We start from the raw sequence: 23,623 nt of genomic DNA, 5'->3' as shown, positions 1-23,623 counted from the left end.
ATGGCAAAAGTTATAGTTATTGGAGCAGGACCAGCAGGAATAATGGCAGCATTATCAGCTTCAAAAAATAATGAAGTTATTTTAATAGAAAGAAATAATGAAATCGGTAAAAAATTAAAGCTTACCGGTGGTGGTAGATGTAATATTACTAATAATAGAGATATAGAAGAATTTTTTGAAAAAATAGTTACAAATAAGAAGTTTTTATATAGTGCTTTATATACCTTTTCTAACACTAGCCTTTTAGATTATTTTTCTAGTAGAGGTTTAGAATACAAAGTTGAATATGATCAAAAGGTATTTACAAAAAGTGATAAAGCAGACGAAGTAATTGAAATATTTAAAAGAGATTTAATGAAAAATGATGTTAGAATTTACTATAACACTAAGATAAATGATTTAATAATAGAAGATAATATTATTAAAGGTGTAATTACTGATGAGGGAAAAGAAATAATTGGGGATAAGGTAATAATTACAACTGGAGGAAAGAGTTATCCTACAACAGGATCAGATGGAAGCATGTTTGATATATTAAAAAAATATGGGCATACCATTAATAATTTTTACCCAGCATTAATACCATTAGTTATTAAAGAAGGATTTATTAAAAACCTTCAAGGTATAGCTATGAAGGAAGTAATTATAAGCACAAATGTAAAAAAGAGAAAAATTCAAAGACAAGGGGATATGATTTTTACACACTTTGGAATATCAGGACCTGGAGTTCTTAAATTTTCTTCATATATAAATAAATTATTAATAGATAATGACGTTAAAATATCAATAGATTTTTTGCCGGAAATTACAAAGGATGAATTATCTAAAATAATAAGAGCTAATAATAAAAGTATATTAAATAATTTAAAAACATATCTTCCACAAAATTTTGTTAAAGAAATAATAAACATTTTAAATTTAAATGAAGTAAAGGTTTCTGAATTAAAAAAAGAAGATGAAATAAAATTAATAGAATATATTAAGGAAATGGAATTAACAGTAGAAGATACCATTACTATTAAAGCTGCAATGGTAACAAGTGGTGGTGTAAGTGTCAAAGAGATAAATGCTTCAACTATGGAATCAAAAAAAATTAAGAATTTATTTTTTGCTGGAGAGGTAATAGATATAGATGCTGAAACAGGGGGATATAATCTTCAAATGGCATTTTCAACAGGATATTTAGCTGGAATGCAAGAGTAATTAAGAATATAAAATAATTTTTTCAATTAAAGAAGGCTGCCTTTATGGCAACCTTTTTTAATTTGGAAGTGGTTGATAGGTGCTCCTATCAAGATATTGATTAATTACTAATTCACCATTAGAATTATATCCATGTAAATAAGCATCTGCGCTTAAGGGACCTAGAGGGACTGAAACTGGTTCATAGGTTATCCCATTTTTAACTGAATTGTTAGACCAAAACTCTATAGTTAATGTTCCGTTCCCTGCATAAGAATTAACAACTATTGGATAGTCAAATTCATTTACAAATTTTAAATCTATAAGGTTATCTGCTAAAGTTGCATCAAGACCAATTGGAACATAAGAAACCTTCATCATATGATTTAATCTTTCAGTAGGGATAATACCAGCTCTTAGCATAGTATTATATAAAGTAGAAGCAACCTGACAAACTCCTCCACCTACTCCAGGGACTACCTCCCCGGCAACATAAGTATTGGCTTCAACAAATCCATTTTCTATTGTAGTTGGACCTATAGCTTTTTCTGTAGAGAATGTTTCTCCAGGCATAACTATTATATTGTCAATATTATTAGCAGCTATTTGAAGGTTTGTACCGCTTGGACCAGCTGGATAATGAGTTGTAAAGCTAGAAATTTTATTATTAACAGTACCTAAAGCATTAGCTTTAATATTTGCTTCTACAACTTCAACATCTCCAGTAATTTCAACTACATTAGGAGCCTTCATATCCTTTATTTTACTTTTAATATTATCTAGCAATGCTGAAGAATTTAATTTAAGTCCAGTAGAATCATTAGATATATTAATTCCAGCACCAGAGATATTTATGGATGCATTTATTGGAGAAACATCTACTGAATTTGAAATGCTAGATACAAATGAAGTTAGCTTTTCATCATTAAAAAGAACCTCAAATTCATATTCTCTATTTTCAGGCTTTTTAATTAGTTTTAATTTTTTAAAAAAGCCTTCATTTTTCCCAAAGCTTAAAATTTTATCTTCAAGCTCATTATAATTAATATTTGCATCTAAATCCTTATAAGAAATATTAAAAATCTGATCATTAGCTAGTACAGATACTTCTTTATTACTTATGTTATCTACTAAAGATACAAGGGTATTATGCAATTCATCTTTATTTAATCCTGATAAATCTTTACTTAATATATAAGCACCTGGATAAGTTCTGTTTGCATAATTATTAATTAAATTAATATTCCTAAAAAACCAGTAGCCTACTCCAATAATTAAAATTAAGGATATAATAAGTGTAATTTTAAGGAACTTTGGGGTGAAAATTGTACTTTTTTTATTGCTTTTTACCACTTCCTTTGGTGTTTTAGTGTTAAGATTGTTATTCTCCATAAGTACCAACTTTCTTTGTAAATTAATTTATCCTTTTATGGATATATATAGTTTAACGCGAATATATAATAATTTCAACAATTAATGGGAAAAATTACAACTTATGTAATGCTTTTCATTTGTTGATTTTTACAAGAAATTTTTGGGAAATAAAAATTTTACATTTTTATTAGTAAAAATATAATTATTTACAAAAAGATGCTAAAAGATTAAAATTATAACAGAAGTTATTTTTACATAGGGGGCAAATATGATTAAAAAATGTAACAATAAAAAAAGTAGAACAAAAACAATAGGCAAAAAGATCTTTAGTGCAACGGTAACAGTAACAGTTGTAGCAATGATTGCATTATTAGCTATTAACGTATTAATGTTTAATAGGATTTTAAACTCAATAGAAGGAGATATATTAACAAAGGGGAAAAATGTAAGGGGAGCTATATCAACAGCTGATATAGAAGCTGTTGTAAAAGATAGAACTACTGGTAGCTATGATTATAAAAAGCTTAAAAGTGACTTAATTAATGGAAAAAGTAATGAGAATATTAATTACGCTGCAGTACTGATAAAAAATGATTCAAAAAATATTGAAGTAATTAGTGATACAGAAAATAATTCACTTAATTTTGGGAAAAAACGTCCTTTGACAAATGAGTTAAATAAAGCTTTAAATGGAGAAGTAGTGTCTCAGACAGTTAAAGATAAAAATGCTACTAATATAATTGTATATTATCCAATTAAAGTAGCAAACAATGAAATAAATACAGTTTTAGAAATAAAGTCAGATGTTACAAATATAGTAAAAATAAAAGAGGTTATTTTACTGCAATTAGCAATATTATCAATAATATTACTTATAATTTATGCAGTTATGTCTTGGATAATTTCTAAATCAATAAATAGAAATGTGAAAACAGTTATTAATTCATTGGTTACAATTTCAGATGGAAATTTAACAAGTAAAATTAATATTAAGGGAGAAGATGAAATTGCCGTAATTGCAATTTATATAAATAAATTACAAGAGAAAATAACGCAAGTTATAAAAAAAATAATGGATTCATCAGAAAAGGGATTGAATAATATAGAAATATTATCGACTTCAAGTAAGGAAATGGCAGCTGCCTCTGAAGAAGTGACAGCAACTTTGCAAGAAATTGATTCTAACATCTTTATTCAAAATGAGGATACAAAAAAGATTAATAGATTATTAGATGGGTTTGGAAATCTAATTGAAAAAGTTAAGATATCTATGAATGAAATTAATGATTTATTAGTATCAATAAATCAAAAATTAGATTTAAATAATAAATCTTTAATAATGCTACAAAACTCTAAAAGTGATATAGAGAATTCAACTTATAATATGAGTGAAAAACTAGAAGGATTGTATTCTTCTTTAAGTAAAATTAAAGATATCACTACATTCATTGATTCGATTGCAGATCAAACTAATCTTCTGGCATTAAATGCGGCTATTGAAGCTGCTAGAGTAGGGGAAAGTGGAAAAGGATTTGCCGTTGTTGCTAATGAAATAAGGAAATTAGCTGAAGAAGTAAAAAATTCATCTTTAGATATAAATAATCTTTTAGTGAATGTTATCAATGAAGGAAATGAGGTTAAAGATATATCTTTAATAATGAATAATAAGTTAGTAAATCAATTTGAGGTTATAGATAATTCTATAATATCTTTTAAGGAAATAGTAAATAGAATAGTTAAACTAATTCCTGAAATATCTAATGTAAATAGCGAAATGGATAGTGTTCTTGAGGAAAAGGAAGTAATATTTGATGCTATTGATAAAGCAAGTAAGCTTTTAGATGAAATATCACATTCTTCAGAAGAAATAAAGAATTTTTCAGAGGAATTAAATATAATGGCTCAAGGAATATCTGAAGTAGGTGAAGAATTAAGTAGTAATACAAATGAAATGAATAGAGAGATAAATAAGTTTAAAATTAAATAGAATACAAAATTTGTGTATAAATATATTATTGAAAAAGTACTTTTATGCTTTTTGGAATAAAGTAGAAAAAACGAAATACCCATATTAATTGAAGTTATATACCACTTTAATGAGTTGAGACAAAGATAATATAAGAGTAGAATAATATCATTAGATTTTATTTTAAGGAGTGATATTATGAAAGCGGAAAGCAAAATGCTTAGATATTCAGCTGTTGGTGGATTGTTCTTCGCTATTTTGGGTATTGCATGGGGATGAGCTATAAAATCAGAAATGATTAGTTTTGATGGTTTATATTCATTAATAAGTTTAGGACTAGCTCTATTTGCAATTATAACAACTAATTTTATTAACAAGAAAGATTTTAAAAACTATCCGTTTGGTAAATACAATTTGGAGCCAATAATAGTTATTATTAAGTCTATTGTACTTTTAATAATGTGCTCTATAACCATGGTTTCAGCAATTAAACAAGTTTTAAATGGTGGTAATAGTGTTGAAGAAGGATTTGCACTTAGTTATGCTTTAATTTCTTCAATTGGATGTACTTGGATTTACTTATATATGAAGCGATCATCAAAGAATCTTAATTCTGAAATTGTAAAAGCAGAAAGTAATCAATGGCTTATGGATTCTATGTTAAGTGTAGGTGTACTAATAGGTTTTTTAATATCAATGTTATTTAAGTATATTGGATTTAATAATCTATCTAAGTATGTTGATCCAGGTATGGTAATCTTATCTTCTAGTATATTTTTGAGGATGCCAATAACTTCAATAATTGAATCTTTTAAAGAACTTATTTATTCTTCTGCTAATGATGAGATAAATTATGATATAAATAATTTAGTCAAAGAAATAGAAGAAGAATATAAATTAGAGGATTCTATAGCAAGAGTAGCAAAAGTAGGAAGAGAGCTTAGAATAGAAATAGATTTTATAGTTTCTAATGATTCTAAAATAAAATCAGTAGATGATATGGATAAAGTAAGAGAATTTATTGATAAAAACACTAATCATTTTGACTTAAAGAAATGGTTAAACATATCATTTACAAAAAATAAAAAGTGGGCAATATAATGTGATTAATAATGTACTTTGTATTATAAGCTGTGAAGCATTATAGTATAAGGTGCATTTTATTATTTTTAGGGAAATAAAAATTTACTAATTGGTAATTTTGTGATATTTTAAAATAGTTAATAAATTTTGAAAATGTAGTAGGAGGACCTATTGTGTACACAAAATATTCCGATATTAATATAAAAGAGATAATTAGTGAAGTCATTGAGGAAATTAATTTTGGCAAAAGCAAGATATTTAACATAGCTGATAAAATGAGGGATGAAATTGAAATAAAGAAGGAAGAACTTAAATCTATTAAAACGAAGTTATCCATAGTAATAGATGAAGTGGATTATTTAGAGAAGTTAGATAAATCCATGAGAGTAAAATTAGTTGAAGAGTCTAAAAAAGTACATAATTCAAATCAGGATTATTTTAAAAATATATATGAAGAGGCTTTAGATATAAGGGTAAAATATATTACAAAGCAAAGTGAAGAAAAAGAATTAATATTAAAAAGAGATGAAATTGAGAGATCTCTAAAAGGATACAATATTAGTATAGATGAAGCTGAAAGTGCAGTTAACCAAATTAATATTGCTTTAGGATATTTAGAAGGAAATATATTAGATGGGCTTAAAAGTAATGATGATAATTGTAGAATGTTAAATGAAATAAATATATTAGAAAATCAAGAAATAGAAAGAAGAAGAATAGCAAGAGAAATACATGATGGTCCAGCTCAATATATTGCTAATGCTATGATGAGAATAGACTTTTGTAAAGTGGTTTTAAAAAAGGATTTAGAAGAGGGTATAAAAGAATTAGATGATTTAAAAACTAATGTGAAAATGGCTTTAAAGGAAGTAAGAGGAATAATATATGATTTAAGACCACTATCCTTAGAAGAGAGAGGATTGAATGAAGCTATTAAAGAAATGATAAATATTATTTCAACTGAAAATAATATTGAAGTAAATGCTTTTGTACAAGAATATAATGGAGAAGTTGATAAAATAATTCAAATAGCAGCTTACAGAATAGTGCAAGAAATATTAAATAATATGAAAAAACATTCTGGTGCTAAGGTAGTGGATTTAAGATTTGACTATATAAAGGATTACATATATATTTTTATACAAGATGATGGAATTGGTTTTAATGTTAAAGAGACTTTGATAAATACAAAGAAAAAAGGAAATTGTTATGGTTTACTTGGCATTTATGAGAGAGTTAAATCGTTAGGGGGAAGAATTGATATAAAATCCTCTTTAGGGGAAGGAACTACATATAAAATAAAGCTTCCTATAGATAGAAAGGTTAAGAAAGATGAGTAATATGAAAATTAATGTTATGGTAGTTGATGATCATGATTTAATAAGAGAGGGATTAAATAGAATTATTAGCTTTGAAGATGATTTGCTTATCACAGGACAATATAGTAATGGTGAAGAACTACTAAGTAATATAAAGGATAAAGTACCTAATGTAGTATTATTAGATATAAATATGCCTATTAAAAATGGACTAGATACTTTGAAAATCTTAAAAAGTTTATATAGGGATATTAAAGTGGTTATGTTAACTGTGGAAAATGATAAAAAGACTATAATGGAGGCTATAGATATGGGAGCAGATGCATATATTTTAAAGGAATCTGCTGGAGTTGAAGTAGTTACAGCTATAAGAACTGTATTTTTAGGTGAAAAATACATAGATAAATCTTTGATAAAAGTAATGTTCTCTGATTTTAAAAGGGGAGGAGAAATAAATAATAAAGAAAGGGAAGTTTTAGATTTATTGACTAATAGAGAATTAAGTATACTTTTTGAAATATCTAGGGGATTAAAAAACAAGGAAATAGCTGAAAAATTGTTTTTATCAGAGAAAACTATAAAAAATTATATTACTAGTATATTTAAAAAAATAGGGGTAGAAGATAGAGTACAAGCTACCATTTATGCAATTAGAAATAATATAGATGAATTTTATAAAAATAAATTTAATTAAATAAATGTATTAAAAGATGCTTTAAGACTAAATATAAATTAAAGCATCTTTTTATAATTCTTTTAAAATTTAAAGATATGTATGTAAGCTTGTTTAAATAGCAGAAAGCACATATTTTATTGAGAATTATTATTGACAAAGCTACTAATAAGAGTATAATAAAACTATACTACACCCGTGGGGGGTGGTCTAGGAGGTTAATATGAAAGAAGAAAAGGTTAAGATAACAGGTATGACTTGTGCAGTATGCGCAAATAGAGTTGAAAAATTTGTTGGTAAACTAGATGGAGTCAGTGAAGCAAGTGTAAATTTTGCTACTGAAACTTTAAGTGTTAAATATGATAATAATAAATTAAATAATGAAGAAATAGAAAAAACTATAGAAAAGGCTGGGTATGGCGTAGAAAAAAAATTAAAGAACTATAGCTTGAAGGTAGAAGGGATGACTTGTTCAGCATGTGCAAATAGGGTTGAAAGAGTTACTAAAAAAGCTGATGGCGTTAGGGACTCGTCTGTAAATTTTGCTAGTGAAAAACTTAATATTACTTTGGATGAAAATAAAATAAGTATAAATGAAGTGAAATCAATAGTAGAGAAGGCAGGCTACAAATTAATTGTAGACGAGAAAAAGGATTTAAAGGAAAAGGATATTCCTCAATATAAGAAACTTTGGTATAGGTTCATTTTATCTGTAGTGTTCACCATTCCATTACTAATTATATCTATGGGACATATGGTAGGGATGCATTTACCACAAGCAATAGATCCTATGATAAGTCCATTAAATTTTGCCATAACACAATTAGCTTTAACTATTCCAGTTATGGTAATAGGATATAAGTTCTATATTGTAGGTTTTAAAAACTTGTTTAAGTTAAGTCCTAATATGGACTCTCTTATTGCTATAGGAACATCTGCAGCAGTAATATATGGTTTCTTTGCAATATATAAAATTAATATGGGAAATCATGATTATGCTATGCATTTATATTTTGAATCTGCAGCAGTAATACTAACATTAATTACATTAGGAAAGTACCTAGAGGCTGTTTCAAAAGGTAAAACCTCGGAGGCTATTAAAAAGCTTATGGGGTTAGCACCTAAAACTGCTAATATTATTAGAAATGATAAGGAATTAATAGTCCCTATTGAGGAGGTTATGGTAGGAGATATAGTAATTGTTAAACCAGGAGAAAAGCTGCCAGTAGATGGAGAAGTAGTTGAAGGTAATACTTCAATAGATGAATCAATGCTTACAGGGGAGAGTCTTCCAGTAGAAAAAAATATAGGAAGTAAGGTTGTAGGTGCAAGTATTAATAAAACTGGATTTATTAAATATAGAGCAACAAAAGTAGGAGATGATACAGCTCTTGCACAAATTATAAAGCTAGTTGAAGATGCGCAAGGAACTAAGGCACCTATAGCAAAATTAGCTGATGTAATTTCTGCGTACTTTGTTCCTGTGGTTATTTCACTTGCTATTATTTCAGCATTAGGATGGTATATATCTGGAGAATCAACGATTTTTTCACTGACAATATTTATTTCAGTTCTAGTAATAGCATGTCCATGCGCCCTTGGATTAGCAACACCTACAGCAATTATGGTTGGTACAGGTAAGGGAGCTGAAAATGGAGTTTTAATAAAGAGTGGTGAGGCTTTAGAGACAGCTTATAAAATACAAACTATAGTTTTTGATAAAACAGGTACTATTACTGAAGGAAAACCAAAAGTTACAGATATTATAACAAGGGGTTTAAGTGAAGATGAGATTTTAACATTAGCAGCTAGCGCCGAGAAAGGATCTGAACATCCTCTTGGTGAGGCTATAGTAAGAGCTGCTGAAGAAAGGGATATTAAACTTAAGGATATAGATAATTTTAATGCAATTGCAGGCCATGGAATAGAAGTAAAAATTCAAGGAAAAAATATTTTATTAGGTAATAAAAAGTTAATGATAGATAGAAATATAGATTTAGATATATTTGAAGAAAAATCTAATAAGCTTGCTGAAGAAGGAAAAACTCCTATGTTCCTTTCAATAAATAATGATTTAGAAGGAATAATAGCAGTTGCTGATACTGTTAAAGTAAATAGTAAGAAGGCAATAGAAGCAATTCATAATATGGGAATAAAAGTTGCTATGATAACTGGTGATAATGAGAGAACAGCTAAAGCAATAGCAAGAGAAGTTGGAATAGATATAGTATTAGCAGAGGTTTTACCAGAAGATAAGGCTAATGAAGTTAAAAAGCTTCAAGAAGGAAATAAAAAAGTGGCAATGGTTGGTGATGGGATAAATGATGCCCCTGCTTTAGTTCAATCAGATATAGGAATAGCAATAGGTTCAGGTACTGATGTTGCTATGGAATCTGCAGATATAGTTTTAATGAAGAGTGATTTAGTAGATGTAATAAAGGCAATTCAATTAAGTAAATCTACTATAAATAATATTAAACAAAATCTATTTTGGGCCTTTGCATACAATGTATTAGGAATACCTATAGCTATGGGAATACTTCATATATTTGGTGGACCTTTATTAAATCCAATGATAGCAGCTGGAGCTATGAGTTTAAGTTCGGTATCAGTACTGTTAAATGCTTTAAGACTTAAAAATTTTAAAGCTAATATATAAGGTTAAATATATTGACAAAAAAATATTTTTTGATAAACTTATAAAGTAAAAAAATAATAAACTTGATAGAGGCTGCAATAATTAAGAGTAGTATTAATGAGGTAAGCACGATGACTTAATATGAAAGGAGTTATTGCCGAAATGTATATCTTAGCTGAATGGATATATGTTGGGTTTGTATAAAATATATGCAAAACTGTCACAATAAAATTGTGGAGTGCTATCTTTGTAGTTGTTGATTTTGCGAAAATACAAGCTCAAAGAGACTTCTCTTTGAGCTTAATTTTTTAGGAGAAAAAAATGAAAGAAAAACAAATGAAGAAGGAAATCAACTTATTTATGGCAACGATGTTGGTTTGCGGAAATATGATTGGATCAGGGGTATTTATGTTGCCAGCTACACTAGCAGAAGTATCAGGACCATTAGCAACTATTATTGCGTGGGTATTAACAACAATAGGCTCTATATTAATAGCTTTATCTTTTGCTAATTTAGGTTCTAAGTATCCATCTACAGGAGGAGCTTATCAATATACCAAAGAAGCTTTTGGTGAATTTGCAGGTTTTTTAAGCGCTTGGCTATATTGGAATGGTTCTTGGATTGGAAATGCAGCTATAATAGTAGCTTTAGCAAGTTATAGTGCAGCTATAATTCCAGCATTAAATAATCCAATAATTTCGATAATATACACAAGTTCTATTTTATGGATTTTTACTATTATTAATATTATTGGGGTTAAAAAAGCAGGTAAAATACAATCCTTTGTAACTGTATTTAAAATTGGATTTTTTGCCTTATTTATTATAGTTGCATTTTTAAATTTTGATGTTAATAATATTATTCCACTTATGCCAGAAGGGAAGGGTATTAATACTATACCTTTAGCTGCAACATCAACTCTTTGGGCATTTGTAGGATTAGAAAGTGCTACTGTTACTGCAGGAGAAATAAGTAACCCTGAAAAGAATGTAAGGAAAAGTACAATCTATGGTTTGTTAATTGCTTCTGTAATATATATATTAATAAGTGTAACAAGTATGGGAGTAATGAGTAATAGTGAGTTAGCATTAAGTACTGCACCATTAACTGATATATTAACAAAAATTTTAGGAACTGGAATAGGGAAACCTTTAGTAATAGCAGTAGTTATATGTATTTTAGGTACAACTATAGGATGGCTTTTATCCACTGCAAGAGTTTCTTTTGCAGCAGGTGAGGATGGAGTGTTTCCTAAGATATTTGGTAAGTTACATCCTAAGTATGGGACTCCTGTGAATTCTTTAGTGATTGGCTCTATTTTAGTTAATATATTATTAGTTATGAATTATCAAAAAAGTATGGTATCAGCTTTTACATTTATTACGATTTTAGCTACATTAACATTTTTACCAGTTTATTTATTAACCGCAGCTGCAGAAATAATGATTTTATTTAAAAATGAAAAGAGTATAAATTTAAAAATTTTCTTAAAAAAATCTTTTGTTCCATTATTAGCTTTTATCTATGCTTTATGGACTATATATGGTTCGGGAGCAGAAATAGTAATGTGGGGATTTATATTAATGCTAATAGGAATACCGTTCTATATTTATAATTATCATAAAAATAAATTATCTTAGAAAACTCTATTTAACTGCCCTCATTGAAGTAATGAGGGCAGTTAATATAGGGTTTTTTATTTTCTCAAATTTTTATGCTCTACTATATTATTTCTTAAAAATATATTTAATGTAAATAATATAAATTTATGTTAAAATAAGTACTATGAATAAGTTTACATTAGATGGAGGGGGATTATGAGTAAAATTAAGGAAGTTTATAATGCTTTAAAGACATTAGAATTGAAAAATACTAAGGGAATAACAGCAAGTGAAGTTAGCAGTTTTATGAACTTAGACAGAGCTAATGTAAGCAGATATTTAAATCAGCTTTATAAAGAAGGTATAGTGAAAAAAAGTGATGGACATCCTGTTAAGTACACTTGTGCTACGGAAACTAGTGAAAAAGATAATACTGGAACTAAAAAAGCGCTTAAAGAAATACAAAGAAATACACTAGATACATTAGTTGGTGCAAAGCTTAGTTTACAAATGCCTATTCAACAAGCAAAAGCTGCTATTTTATATCCACCTAGAGGATTACACACTTTGATTTTAGGGGAAACAGGTGTTGGTAAATCTATGTTTGCTGAAGCTATGTATAATTTTGCAATTGAATCAAAAGTGGTAAGTGAAGAAGCGCCATTTATAAGGTTTAACTGTGCAGATTATGCAGATAATCCACAGTTAGTTATGGCTCAAATATTTGGGGTTAAAAAAGGAGCTTATACAGGAGCTGATTCTGATAGAGATGGATTATTGAAAAAAGCTAATGGTGGAATTCTATTTTTAGATGAAATTCATAGATTATCTCCACAAGGTCAAGAAATGTTATTTACTTATATAGATAAAGGGCATTTTAGAGTTTTAGGAGATACAGAAAAATTAGTTCATGTAGAAGCTCAAATCATTGCAGCAACTACAGAGGATCCTCAATCATTTTTATTAAAAACATTCACTAGAAGAATTCCAATGGTAATTACTTTACCATCATTAAAAGAAAAAAATATAAAAGAAAGGTATTATTTGCTAAGAGAATTTATAGAAAATGAATCACAAAGGGTGCAAAAAAGTATCTATATAAATAAAAGTGCATTTATATCATTCTTACTATATGATTGCCCTAATAATATTGGGCAACTTAAAAGTGATATTCAATTATCTTGTGCTAGAGCTTTTTTAAAGTATAAGGCAAAAAATAAAGATTATATATTATTAGAGCAAGAAGATTTACATCAAAGAGTAAAAATGGGGCTTATGAAGCTACAAGACTATAGAGATGAAGTTGATGAAATCTTGAGTAATATGGGAGATGTGCTCAAATTTTCATATAGAGACAAGATTAATTTAATAGAAGATGAGTATAGATTAGAAGAAATTAAAGAAGGTGTAATATTTTATGATAGGATAGAACAAAAGATAGAAGAACTTAAAAATGAGGGGATAGAAGAAAAAGAAATAGATGAGATTTTAAATATAGATATAGAAAAATATTTTAGAAAATATATTAGGGATCTTCCAGAGAAGTTTAGAAAAGATGGAATTTCTAAAGTAGTAGATGTGGAAATAGTAGACTTTGTAGAGGAAATATTACTATATGCTTCTAAAAAACTAAATAGGGATTTTGATGAAAAAGTATACTTTGGATTAGCACTTCATATACAAGGTAGCTTAGAAAGAATTAGAAAAGGAATAAAAATTTTTCATCCTAAACTAAATTTTATTAGAGGCGAATATGCTAAAGAATTTATAGTATCTATGGAGATAGCAAATATAATAGACAAAAGGTTTGAAGTAGAGGTTCCTCTTGATGAGATAGGGTATATTACTATGTTTTTAGCAAGTAATCCTTTTGAAAAAGATAAAGATAAAGTAGAAAAAGTATCAGTTTTAGTAATAATGCATGGACATTCTACAGCATCTTCAATGGTAGAAGTAGCAAATTCATTAATAGGTGAAGAATATGTTAGAGCATTAGATATGCCGCTTAGTATGAAGGCAGAGGATATGTATAAAATTACTATGGAAAAGATAAAAAACATAGATAATGGTAAAGGAGTATTTTTACTAGTAGACATGGGTTCATTAAATAATTTTGCTGATATGATTAGAGAAGAAACTGATATAAATGTAAAAGCTATTGATATGGTAACAACCTTGTTAGTTATAGAAGCAGGAAGAAAGGCACTAAATGGAAGGACTTTAAATGAAATATATGACTCCTGTTTAGGAATTAAGAAATATGGAATTCAAGGTGCAGGATTTAAAATAGATAGAAAAGAAAATATTATCATTACTTCATGTTTTACAGGAGATGGTTCAGCTCAAAGGCTTAAAGAAATAATAGAAAATAGTATGAATATAAATTCTAATATAAAAATATATGCTTTAAATATTATTGATAAAGATGATTTCTACAGCAATATTGAATCCTTGAACAAAAAGTATAACATTTTAGCCATAGTAGGAGTAATGAATACTTATGTTCCTAATATACCTTTTATATCAGCAGCAGATGTGCTTTCTGGAGAGGGAATAGAGGATTTGGAAAATATTGTAACACAGGAAGAAGAATATTATAAAATAGTCGAAAGTATGGAAAAGCAAATTGAAGGTATAGATTCCTATAAATTAGTATTTGATATTAGGGAAAGTTTGTTGAAAATTGAAGAACATTTAAGTATTAAGTTAATACATGAAGTAAAAGTAGGAATATTAATACATGTTTGTTTCCTTATAGATAAATTAAATAAAGGTGGTAAGGAAACTCCTTTTGTGATGTTAAATGAGTTTAGGCACTCGAATAATAGAGAATTTATACTCATTAAGCAATGCCTAAAACTTCTTGAAGAAAGATATGATGTAAATATTGGTGAAAATGAATTAGCACATATAGTTAAGATGATAATTAATAACAAAATATCTGTGTAAATATAAAATAATATTTTTTTATAATTATTAGTGTGTAAAGTTTTTTACACACTAAATAACTTTTGAAAATCTATTCTAATATTGATAGTACAAGGCTTTATATAGAATTTTTTATTTATTTTAATTTGGCATTAAAATTGCTTAATAATATAGTGTAATTAATTACAAAGTGAGGAGGATGAAAAATGAAAAGAATTTTATTAGTTTGCTCAGCTGGAATGTCTACATCTCTATTAGTTACAAAGATGCAAGCAGCTGCTAAAGCACAAGGTGTTGAATGTTCAATTAATGCTGTAGGTGAAGCTGAATTAAAGAAACATGAAAATGAAATAGATGTATTATTATTAGGACCACAAGTTAGATTTTTATTAAATAAGATGAAAACTAAGTTTGAGCCAAAGGGTATTCCTGTAGAAGTAATAAATACAGTAGACTATGGAACAATGAATGGTGAAAAAGTTTTAAAGCAAGCATTAGGAATGATGAATAAATAGCAGAAACTTAAAAGGGGTGTAACCAATGGAAAAAATTATAATGGATTTAATAATCTTTAGTGGAGAAGCAAGAAGTTACGCTATGGAGGCTATGCAGTTAGCTAAGGTAGGACAAATTGATGAAGCAAGAAATTTAATTGAAAAGTCCAAAGAAACTTTAGGTAATGCCCACGCAACACAAACTAGCTTAATTCAAAATGAAGCAGCTGGTGATAAATGCGAAGTATCTTTACTATTAGTTCATGCACAAGATCATTTAATGACTTCTATAGTTGTGAAAGATTTAGCTGAAGAAATAATAGATCTTCATGAGAGATTAAGTAAGGTGGAATGTAAAAATGCATAGATTAGGTATATCAATATATCCCAACAATTCGTCAGTTGAAGAAATTCAAGATTACATTAGACTAGCTGCTAAGTATGGATTTGAAAGGATATTTACATGCTTAATATCTGCAAGTGATAAGGACATTGAGTTAGTATTAGAAGAATTTAAAGCTATTTTAAAGGTAGCTAATGAAAATAGTATGGAAGTTATTGCAGATATTGATCCTTCAGTATTTAATAAATTAAAAGCATCAATATTTGATTTAAAAGTGTTTAAGGATATGGGGCTTTCAGGTATAAGGCTAGACATGGGGTTTAGTGGATATGAAGAGTCAGTAATGACTTATAATGAGTATGGTTTAAAAATTGAGTTAAATATTAGTAATGGGACAAGGTATGTAGATAATATATTATCCTACAAAGCTAATTTGAATAATTTATATGGGTGTCATAATTTTTATCCACATATTTATACAGGATTATCTTATGACAATTTTATATCTTCAAGTAAGCAATTTAAAGACTTAGGTATAAGAACAGCAGCTTTTGTTAATTCTCCTTCAGCAGAATATGGTCCTTGGCCAGTTTCAGAAGGTTTATGTACATTAGAAATGCATAGGGAATTACCTATAGAAGTTCAAGCAAAGCATTTATTTGCTACGGGGGTAATTGATGATGTAATAATTGCAAACGCATTTGCATCAGAAGAAGAGCTTAAAGCATTAAGCAATGTAAATAGGGATATGTTAGAATTTAGCGTTGAGTTAATTGATGGTATTAGGGATTTAGATAAGAAGATTGTTTTAGAAGAATTCCATTTTAATAGAGGAGATTCTTCAGAATATATGGCAAGAAGTACTCAAAGTAGAGTTAAATATAAAGGGGAAAGCTTCCCGCCATATAATGTGGTATATATAAAAAGAGGGAATATATTAATTGATACGGATTTATACACTAGATATGCAGGTGAATTACAATTAGCCTTAAAGGATATGAAAAACACTGGAAAAACTAATGTAGTTGGTAAGATAGTTGATGAAGAAATATTTTTACTAGACTACATTAAGCCGTGGAGTAAATTTTCATTTAAACTTAAGGAGTAAATCCTAATATTTAGTGGTAAAAAAATTCTGGTTTTTACCAGGATTTTTTTATATTATTTATTAATAAAATGTTACACAATTAAATTTCAATAAACATTGTGTAATTTGATTACACAGACTTTAAAAAGAGAGTGTGTAAAACTAAAAACTGCTTAAAGCTAGATATATCAATGGTTATACGAGAAATAAAAAACTTAAAAAGTTGGCATGCAATTTGCTTAATATATAAGTAAGAAAATTAAAAAAATTTACAATGTCTATTGTAAAGGATTTTAATTTTTGGAAATTATAAAATTATTAACTGATTTACTCTTTGTAATGAAATTATTAGTACAAATATTTTAGGGGAAATCAGTAAATATAAAAAATTTAAGGGGGAATTCAAATGCAAAAATTTATGGACTGGATGGAACGTTACATTGTTCCAATAGCATCTAAAATAGGTGCTCAAAGACACTTAGTGGCTATTCGTGATGGTTTTGCAACTATAATGCCACTTATGATTATAGGTTCTTTTGGACTTTTAATTCATAACTTCCCAATTCAAAAAGTTAAAGATATGTTCCCAGCAGGACAACCTTTACACTGGTTAGATGTTATTGGTCTTAATGTATATGGTGGATCAATGTTCTTAATGGGATTATTTGCTGCATTATCAATAGGATATGCATTAGGTAAATCTTATGATGTTGATGGATTTGCAACAGGATTAGTAACTATGGCATCAAGTTTAGTCTTAACTAATATGTTTGCTTACAAAGCACCAGTTACTTGGGGAGGATTTGACCTAGGAACAGTTGGTTGGGAGCCAGGTATATTTACAAAATGGCTTGGACCTTCAGGATTAGTAACAGTGCTTATTACTACTTTAATTACTGGTACAATCTTTGCTAAATTAATAAAGAGTGGTAAATTAAACATTAAATTACCAGAAGGAGTACCACCAGCAGTTGCAAGATCATTCTCAGCTTTATTACCAACAATGGTTACTTTAACTTTAGTAGGTATAGTATTTGCTATATTTGAAGCAGCTGGACTTGCAGATGTTTATCTACATGTTTATAATGGAATTTCTAAACCTTTAATGGTATTCTCAAATTCATTACCAGTATTACTAGTATTAATATTTATACAACAAGTTTTATGGTTCTTTGGATTACATGGATCAAATATACTAGCTCCAGTTATAAATGGTATATTCTTAGCTTTAACAGCTGAAAATATGGCAGCTATAGCAGCAGGTAATACAGAAGGAATATATATTATAAATAGCCAATTCTTAGATTCATATGTTAACCTTGGAGGATCAGGTTTAACAGCAGCATTAGTAATAGTAATGTTCTTTAAATCTAAGAGCCAAATTAACAAACAAATTAGAAACGTTGCAGGTGGACCAGCATTCTTTAACATTAACGAACCTATTATATTTGGATTACCAATAGTATTAAATCCAATATATATAATTCCATTTATTGCAGCACCTATGGTTTCAGCTTGTATCGCTTATGCATTTAGTGCAATTGGATTTGTTAGACCTGCAATAGCAGTGGTTCCATGGACTTGTCCTCCGGTAATTTCAGCATGGTTAGCATCAGGACAATGGCAAGGAGCAGCAGTAGCTTTAATAAATATTCTAGTTTCAGCTTTAATTTACTTCCCATTCGTAGCTTATGCAGATAAGAAGAACTTAGAGCTTGAACAAGCAGAGATAGCTGCAGCTTCAGCATCTCACTAAAAAAGCCCTATAAATAATAATATTAAAATAAATGTAAAAGGGATAGTTTTTATACTATCCTTTTTGCACAATATTTAGGAGGTGGCATAATGAGGAAACTTTTATATAAATTTACACATTTGTTTTCTTATACTACTGAGGATAAGAATGATGAAAGTGTACAAAAAAGAAAATCACAAGCTATTACTAATATTTGCGCAATTGTAAGTATACTTTTATTCTTTTATTTATTAACAGGTTTGAAATAAAAATAAATATTTTATTTAAAGATGGGAAAGTTATTAATGATTAAGAATTAATTTTAAGGAGGTTCCTATTATGAAATTTAAATCATTGATAATTCCTATGACGCTTTTGACTTTATTATCCGTTGGATGTGGGAAAACAGATAATAAGGCTAACGAAAACAATTCTAATGTTACAGAAGAAAGCAAGCCTAATACAGATAATAATGGTGGAACAGTTGATATGGTAACTTCACCATCTAGAGCAACAGATGAAGCAAAATTAATAAAGGCAGTTAATGAAAGCTGGATTGTAATATTAGAAAATGACATTACTACTACCAAGGATATTACTTTAGAATCAGGATTTAAAAAAGCTGATAAAGATGACCCAAGTAAAATGGTTGAAACTTCAAGAGTAGTAGCTTTATATAAACAAAATGAAAATAAAGAAAAAGTGGCTAACTATACTTTAACAGTACCTAAATTAATAATTAAAGATGAAAATGCTAAAATTGAAGGTGGCACTATTAAAGGGGATGTTTATATAGAGGCAAAAGGAGTTAAAATAGAAGGAACTACTATAGAGGGAAATGTCTATTTTAGCAATGAAGAAGAAAAAAATACTTTCCATATGGATGATAATTCGAAAGTAACAGGAACTATGGAAGTTAAATAAGATATTATAGGTAAATGAGTATTCATTTACCTTTTTTATTTTTATACTATATAGTATTTTGCAACTATGCACAATATAATATATAATAAATATTAAAATGTAAAACTTTCAATCTGCCTATTTTGTGCAACAACTATTATATGGAGGAGTAAATTTGAAAACTAATTCAACAGTTATTGAAAGAGCTAATATAAAAGCTAAGAAACCAAAGAATTATAAAGTTATTATGCATAATGATGATTTTACAACTATGGAATTTGTAGTTGCTATTTTAAATATTATCTTTAATAAGGATCTTGAAGAGGCTAATAAAATTATGATGGATGTCCATAAAAATGGTAAGGGTATAGCAGGGGTATATCCTTATGATATTGCTATTTCTAAAGCCAATAAGGCTATGTTAATGGCGAAAAATGAGGGATTTCCATTTAAACTTACAGTAGAGGAGGATTAAAATGGATATAAGTAAAATAGTAAGAGATGTTCTTTTAAGAGCATATAGTAAAGCGAAGGAAGATAAAAGTGAGTATGTTACACCAGAACATTTGTTGTTAAGCGCTTTAGAAGAAGACAGTTTTAAAGATACAATAATTAAATTAAATGGAAATGTTGATGAGTTAAAAAGTGATTTAAACAACTATATTGATGAATATATAGATAAAATTGAAGATGGGGAACCAGAAGAAAGTTTAGGAATTAAAAATATATTGATAATTGCAACACAGCAAGCTGTGTTTAGTGAAAGAAAATTTGTTGCTTTAGAGCATGTTATATCAGCTATTTATACTTTAAAAGATAGCCATGCTATTTATTATTTAGAAAAACAAGGAATAAGTAAACAAGAACTATTATTTGAACTCTCTCATAATAAAAGAGAAGAGGAGGATTTAGCAAAGGATGCAATTAAAATAATTAGAATTAATAAGACAGAAGAAAAAGAAGAGAAGGGTCTTGTTAATAATTTCTGTAGTAATTTAATAGATTTAATTGATGAAGATGAAAATTATTCCTTAATAGGAAGACAGGATATAATAGATAGAACTATACAGATACTTTGTAGAAGGACGAAAAATAATCCCATTCATATAGGTGAGCCTGGAGTTGGGAAAACTGCAATAACTATGGGGCTTGCAAAATTAATTAAAGAGGGTAATGTTCCAGATAAGCTGAAAAATGCAGAGATTTTCTCCTTAGATATAGGAACAATACTTGCAGGAACTAAATATAGGGGAGATTTTGAAGAAAGAATAAAGCAAATTTTAGATGAGATAAAAACTCATAACAATCCTATAGTTTATATCGATGAAATCCATAATATTGTTGGTGCGGGAGCTTTAAATGGAAGTTCTTTAGATGGAGGAAATTTAATAAAAAAATATTTATTAGAAGGTAAAATTAGATTTATAGGAGCAACTACCTATGATGATTATAAGAAGCACTTTGAAAAGGATAAAGCTTTAGTAAGGAGATTTCAAGTTATAGATGTAAAGGAAACTTCTATAGATGAAACAGTAAATATTTTAAACGGAATTAAGGAAAAGTTTGAAGAGTATCATAATGTTATTTATACAGATGAAGCTTTAAAGTCTGCTGTAAAATTAAGTGCAAAATATATAAATGATAGATTTTTACCAGATAAAGCTATTGATATTATAGATGAAGCAGGAGCATATGTTGATATTAATAGAAATAAATATAAAGAGCCAGTAGTGGATGGAGTTATTATTGAAGAAATAATTTCTAAAATGTGTAATATACCTAAGCAGACCATTGAAAATACGGAGATAAAATCTCTAAAAATACTAGAAAAAGAACTTAAAAACAGTGTTTTTGGACAAAATCAAGCAGTTGAAGAGGTTGCTAGATGCATTAAGATGTCAAGAGCTGGCTTAAATGATGAAAATAAGCCTATAGCTTCTATGCTTTTTGTTGGACCTACTGGAGTTGGTAAAACTGAAATAGCTAAGGTTCTTTCTAAAACTCTAGGGGTGGAATTAGTAAGATTTGATATGAGTGAATATGGAGAAAAACATTCTGCAGCAAAACTTATAGGGTCACCACCGGGATATGTGGGATATGAAGAAGGTGGTCTTCTAACAGATACCATTAGGAAAAAAAATAATTGTGTTTTGCTTTTAGATGAAATTGAAAAGGCCCATCCAGATATTTTAAGTGTGCTATTACAAGTAATGGATTATGCAACTTTAACTGACAATAAAGGAAGAAAAGCTGATTTTAGAAATGTAATCTTAATTATGACATCTAATGCTGGAGCTAGGGATATAGGAAAAAATCTAGTTGGATTTGGAAGAGGAACTGTAAATATCGAAGCTGTAGATGAGGAAGTAAAGAGAGCCTTTACTCCTGAATTTAGAAATAGGTTAGATAAGATAGTAGTATTTAATCAAATAAATGAAGAAGTAGCATTGCAAATTACTAAAAAAGAATTAAATAAGTTTAAGAATAAATTGAAGAATAGAAATATTAACTTAACATTTAGTAATAAGTGTGTAAAAACTATAAGTGAACAAGGATTGTCTAAAGAGTTTGGTGCAAGAGAAATTTTACGTGTAATAAACTCAGAAATAAAACCTTTATTAGTAGATGAACTATTGTTTGGAGAGTTATCAAATGGTGGGAATTGTTCTATAGTTGTTGAAAATAATAAGTTTAAAATAAGAAATAAAAAATAGTATAAAGCTGCCTAAAGGTAGCTTTATACTATTTTGTTTATTAAGTTTTCAATATGTAGTTTAAAAAAAACTACATATATATTAAAATGTATGGTATATAGTAAATTGTAATTGGAGGGGTTTTACTTGGGTTTATATATCTTTTTATTAATATGGGGAACTATAGAACTATTAATTGGAGGAATTGTAGCAACACAAAGAAAATTATTAATGATTAAAGGAATCGTTGAGAGCTTTTCCTTTATAAATAGAAATTTTAGTATAGAAAAAATAAGTGATATTAAGGCTTTTTCAAGGTGGATTGGAGAAATAGTTTTGCTTGAAGGTGCTTTATACATTTTTTTATCTTCTGCTTCAATATATTTTCAAATAAATATTTTTATAGTAATTATATTTATTTGTTTAATTGAGATTTTTTTCTTTAATGTAATAAACAAAGGCTTAAATAATTATACAGAAAAATAAATGAGGTAAAGATGGTAGATAAAAGATATATTTTTGAAAATTATTTAAATATAGCAAGAAAATTTATTTCGGAAAAAGAATATGCAAAAGCTTTAAAATTTTATAAAAAAGCATATAAGCTTGAAGAAGGGAAAAATGATATTGAGTTAATATTAGATATTGCTCTCTTATATGATAAGCTTGGCTACAAGGATTTAGCTGAAGAAAAGTATAAAGAAGTTATAAAAATTGAAAGTAATGATGCTAGAGCTTATTATGGATTAGGTGTTTTATATGATGAGGATTGTTTTTATGAAGATGCAATAGAGTATTATAAGAAAGCTATAGCTATTGATGAAAAGTACGATAGAGCATATTTTTACTTAGCTAATGCATATGATGAGTTAAATGACATTGAAAATGCTATAAAGTACTATAATAAAACTTTAAAGTTAGTTCCAAATGATCTTTGGGCTAATGCAAATTTAGGATGTATTTATGAAGAAATGAAGGATTATAATAAAGCTTTGTTTTATATGAAAAAGGCTCTTGAAATTAGTAGTAATAATTTTAGAATTTTATTTAACATGGGAGTGTTAATGAAGAATTTAAATAAGGAGAAAGAAGCAATACACTATTATAAAAAATCTATAGAAAGCAATCCTAATTACCCATATAGTTATTTAAACTTAGCTGTTATTTATAGAGAAAATGATGACTATAATAAGGCTATTGATGTTATATCTGAGGGAATTGAAAATAATAATGATGCTAGTTTTTTATATTATAATAGAAGTTGTTTTTATGCTAACGTAAATAACTTAGAGTTGTCTTTAAAAGATTTAGAAAAAAGTATTGAGATGAATGAAATCTTTTTAGATTATATGAAAAAAGATAGGGAGTTAGATAAAATAAGAAAATTAAAAGAATATGATGAATTATTTGGGAGTAAGCTTTAATAATGGCTTACTCCTTTTTAATGTTAAAAAAATAACTAATACTAATAAATATTAAAGAGAAATATAGAAAATATAGGTAAAAAATATAGAATTAATAAAAATTTATACAAAATATTTGAACATTTTATTAATTTTATCGTTAAAAAAATTTCAAAAGTTGTGGGAGGTCTGTAATTATG

The 23,623-nt window shown here is 27.8% G+C and carries 19 protein-coding genes and 1 riboswitch; of the genes, 18 read left to right on the top strand and 1 reads right to left on the bottom strand.

All coding sequences use genetic code 11. The features are described from left to right. On the top strand, positions 1-1,203 hold the full coding sequence (locus BN6774_RS12435; protein ID WP_066894234.1) for a BaiN/RdsA family NAD(P)/FAD-dependent oxidoreductase: 1,203 nt from the start codon (positions 1-3) through the stop codon (positions 1,201-1,203). A gap of 57 nt (positions 1,204-1,260) precedes the next feature. On the opposite strand, the gene BN6774_RS12430 is transcribed toward BN6774_RS12435, so the two are convergent. Further along, positions 1,261-2,574, bottom strand: coding sequence for a VanW family protein (locus BN6774_RS12430; protein WP_066894232.1), 1,314 nt, complete (start codon positions 2,572-2,574; stop codon positions 1,261-1,263). 250 nt (positions 2,575-2,824) lie between these two features. Between BN6774_RS12430 and BN6774_RS12425 the strand changes: the two genes are divergently transcribed. The 17 genes from BN6774_RS12425 to BN6774_RS12350 all read left to right on the top strand — a co-directional run bounded on the left by BN6774_RS12425 (position 2,825) and on the right by BN6774_RS12350 (position 23,444). Then, positions 2,825-4,543: a methyl-accepting chemotaxis protein gene (locus BN6774_RS12425; protein WP_066894229.1), complete on the top strand. Its 1,719-nt coding sequence runs from the start codon at positions 2,825-2,827 to the stop codon at positions 4,541-4,543. A gap of 273 nt (positions 4,544-4,816) precedes the next feature. Further along, on the top strand, positions 4,817-5,623 hold the full coding sequence (locus BN6774_RS12420) for a cation diffusion facilitator family transporter (RefSeq protein WP_066894227.1): 807 nt from the start codon (positions 4,817-4,819) through the stop codon (positions 5,621-5,623). A 155-nt stretch (positions 5,624-5,778) separates the two neighbouring features. Further along, positions 5,779-6,945, top strand: a complete 1,167-nt coding sequence (locus tag BN6774_RS12415; RefSeq protein ID WP_235829614.1) for a sensor histidine kinase — start codon at positions 5,779-5,781, stop codon at positions 6,943-6,945. A 1-nt stretch (position 6,946) separates the two neighbouring features. Next, positions 6,947-7,618, top strand: a complete 672-nt coding sequence (locus BN6774_RS12410; protein ID WP_235829613.1) for a response regulator — start codon at positions 6,947-6,949, stop codon at positions 7,616-7,618. 202 nt (positions 7,619-7,820) lie between these two features. Then, a complete protein-coding gene (locus BN6774_RS12405) occupies positions 7,821-10,256 on the top strand; it encodes a heavy metal translocating P-type ATPase (RefSeq protein WP_066894220.1) in 2,436 nt (811 codons plus the stop codon). A 58-nt stretch (positions 10,257-10,314) separates the two neighbouring features. Beyond that, positions 10,315-10,487: riboswitch (Lysine riboswitch) on the top strand. 69 nt (positions 10,488-10,556) lie between these two features. Continuing rightward, positions 10,557-11,876: an APC family permease gene (locus BN6774_RS12400; RefSeq protein WP_066894218.1), complete on the top strand. Its 1,320-nt coding sequence runs from the start codon at positions 10,557-10,559 to the stop codon at positions 11,874-11,876. Between the two features lie 177 nt (positions 11,877-12,053). Further along, positions 12,054-14,786 carry a sigma-54-dependent transcriptional regulator gene (locus BN6774_RS12395; protein ID WP_066894216.1) on the top strand — a complete coding sequence of 911 codons (2,733 nt, stop codon included), beginning with the start codon at positions 12,054-12,056 and terminating at the stop codon, positions 14,784-14,786. A gap of 185 nt (positions 14,787-14,971) precedes the next feature. Further along, the gene (locus tag BN6774_RS12390) at positions 14,972-15,280 is read left to right on the top strand and encodes a PTS sugar transporter subunit IIB (protein WP_066894214.1); all 309 of its coding nucleotides are present in this window, start codon (positions 14,972-14,974) and stop codon (positions 15,278-15,280) included. Between the two features lie 25 nt (positions 15,281-15,305). Continuing rightward, positions 15,306-15,626: a PTS lactose/cellobiose transporter subunit IIA gene (locus BN6774_RS12385; protein ID WP_066894212.1), complete on the top strand. Its 321-nt coding sequence runs from the start codon at positions 15,306-15,308 to the stop codon at positions 15,624-15,626. Continuing rightward, positions 15,619-16,710, top strand: coding sequence for a DUF871 domain-containing protein (locus BN6774_RS12380; RefSeq protein ID WP_066894209.1), 1,092 nt, complete (start codon positions 15,619-15,621; stop codon positions 16,708-16,710). The genes BN6774_RS12385 and BN6774_RS12380 overlap by 8 nt, the downstream gene beginning before the upstream one ends. Positions 16,711-17,095: 385 nt before the next feature. Next, positions 17,096-18,445, top strand: coding sequence for a PTS sugar transporter subunit IIC (locus BN6774_RS12375; protein WP_066894208.1), 1,350 nt, complete (start codon positions 17,096-17,098; stop codon positions 18,443-18,445). A gap of 89 nt (positions 18,446-18,534) precedes the next feature. Then, positions 18,535-18,693, top strand: coding sequence for a hypothetical protein (locus BN6774_RS18530; RefSeq protein WP_159426835.1), 159 nt, complete (start codon positions 18,535-18,537; stop codon positions 18,691-18,693). 70 nt (positions 18,694-18,763) lie between these two features. After that, on the top strand, positions 18,764-19,348 hold the full coding sequence (locus tag BN6774_RS12370) for a hypothetical protein (protein ID WP_066894207.1): 585 nt from the start codon (positions 18,764-18,766) through the stop codon (positions 19,346-19,348). A gap of 154 nt (positions 19,349-19,502) precedes the next feature. Beyond that, on the top strand, positions 19,503-19,802 hold the full coding sequence (locus BN6774_RS12365) for an ATP-dependent Clp protease adaptor ClpS (RefSeq protein ID WP_066894204.1): 300 nt from the start codon (positions 19,503-19,505) through the stop codon (positions 19,800-19,802). 1 nt (position 19,803) lies between these two features. Next, positions 19,804-22,041, top strand: coding sequence for an AAA family ATPase (locus BN6774_RS12360; RefSeq protein WP_066894201.1), 2,238 nt, complete (start codon positions 19,804-19,806; stop codon positions 22,039-22,041). 126 nt (positions 22,042-22,167) lie between these two features. Next, positions 22,168-22,506, top strand: coding sequence for a hypothetical protein (locus BN6774_RS12355; protein ID WP_066894198.1), 339 nt, complete (start codon positions 22,168-22,170; stop codon positions 22,504-22,506). Positions 22,507-22,517: 11 nt separating this feature from the next. Continuing rightward, positions 22,518-23,444 (top strand): tetratricopeptide repeat protein, encoded by a 927-nt coding sequence (locus BN6774_RS12350; protein WP_066894195.1) that lies wholly within the window; start codon positions 22,518-22,520, stop codon positions 23,442-23,444. Positions 23,445-23,623 lie beyond the last annotated feature (179 nt).

The sequence above is a fragment of the Clostridium nigeriense genome, assembly GCF_900086595.1.
GTDB classification, from domain to species: Bacteria; Bacillota; Clostridia; order Clostridiales; family Clostridiaceae; genus Clostridium; species Clostridium nigeriense.
Note: the sequence above shows the minus strand (reverse complement) of the source record. Positions and strands in the feature narration are given on the sequence as shown.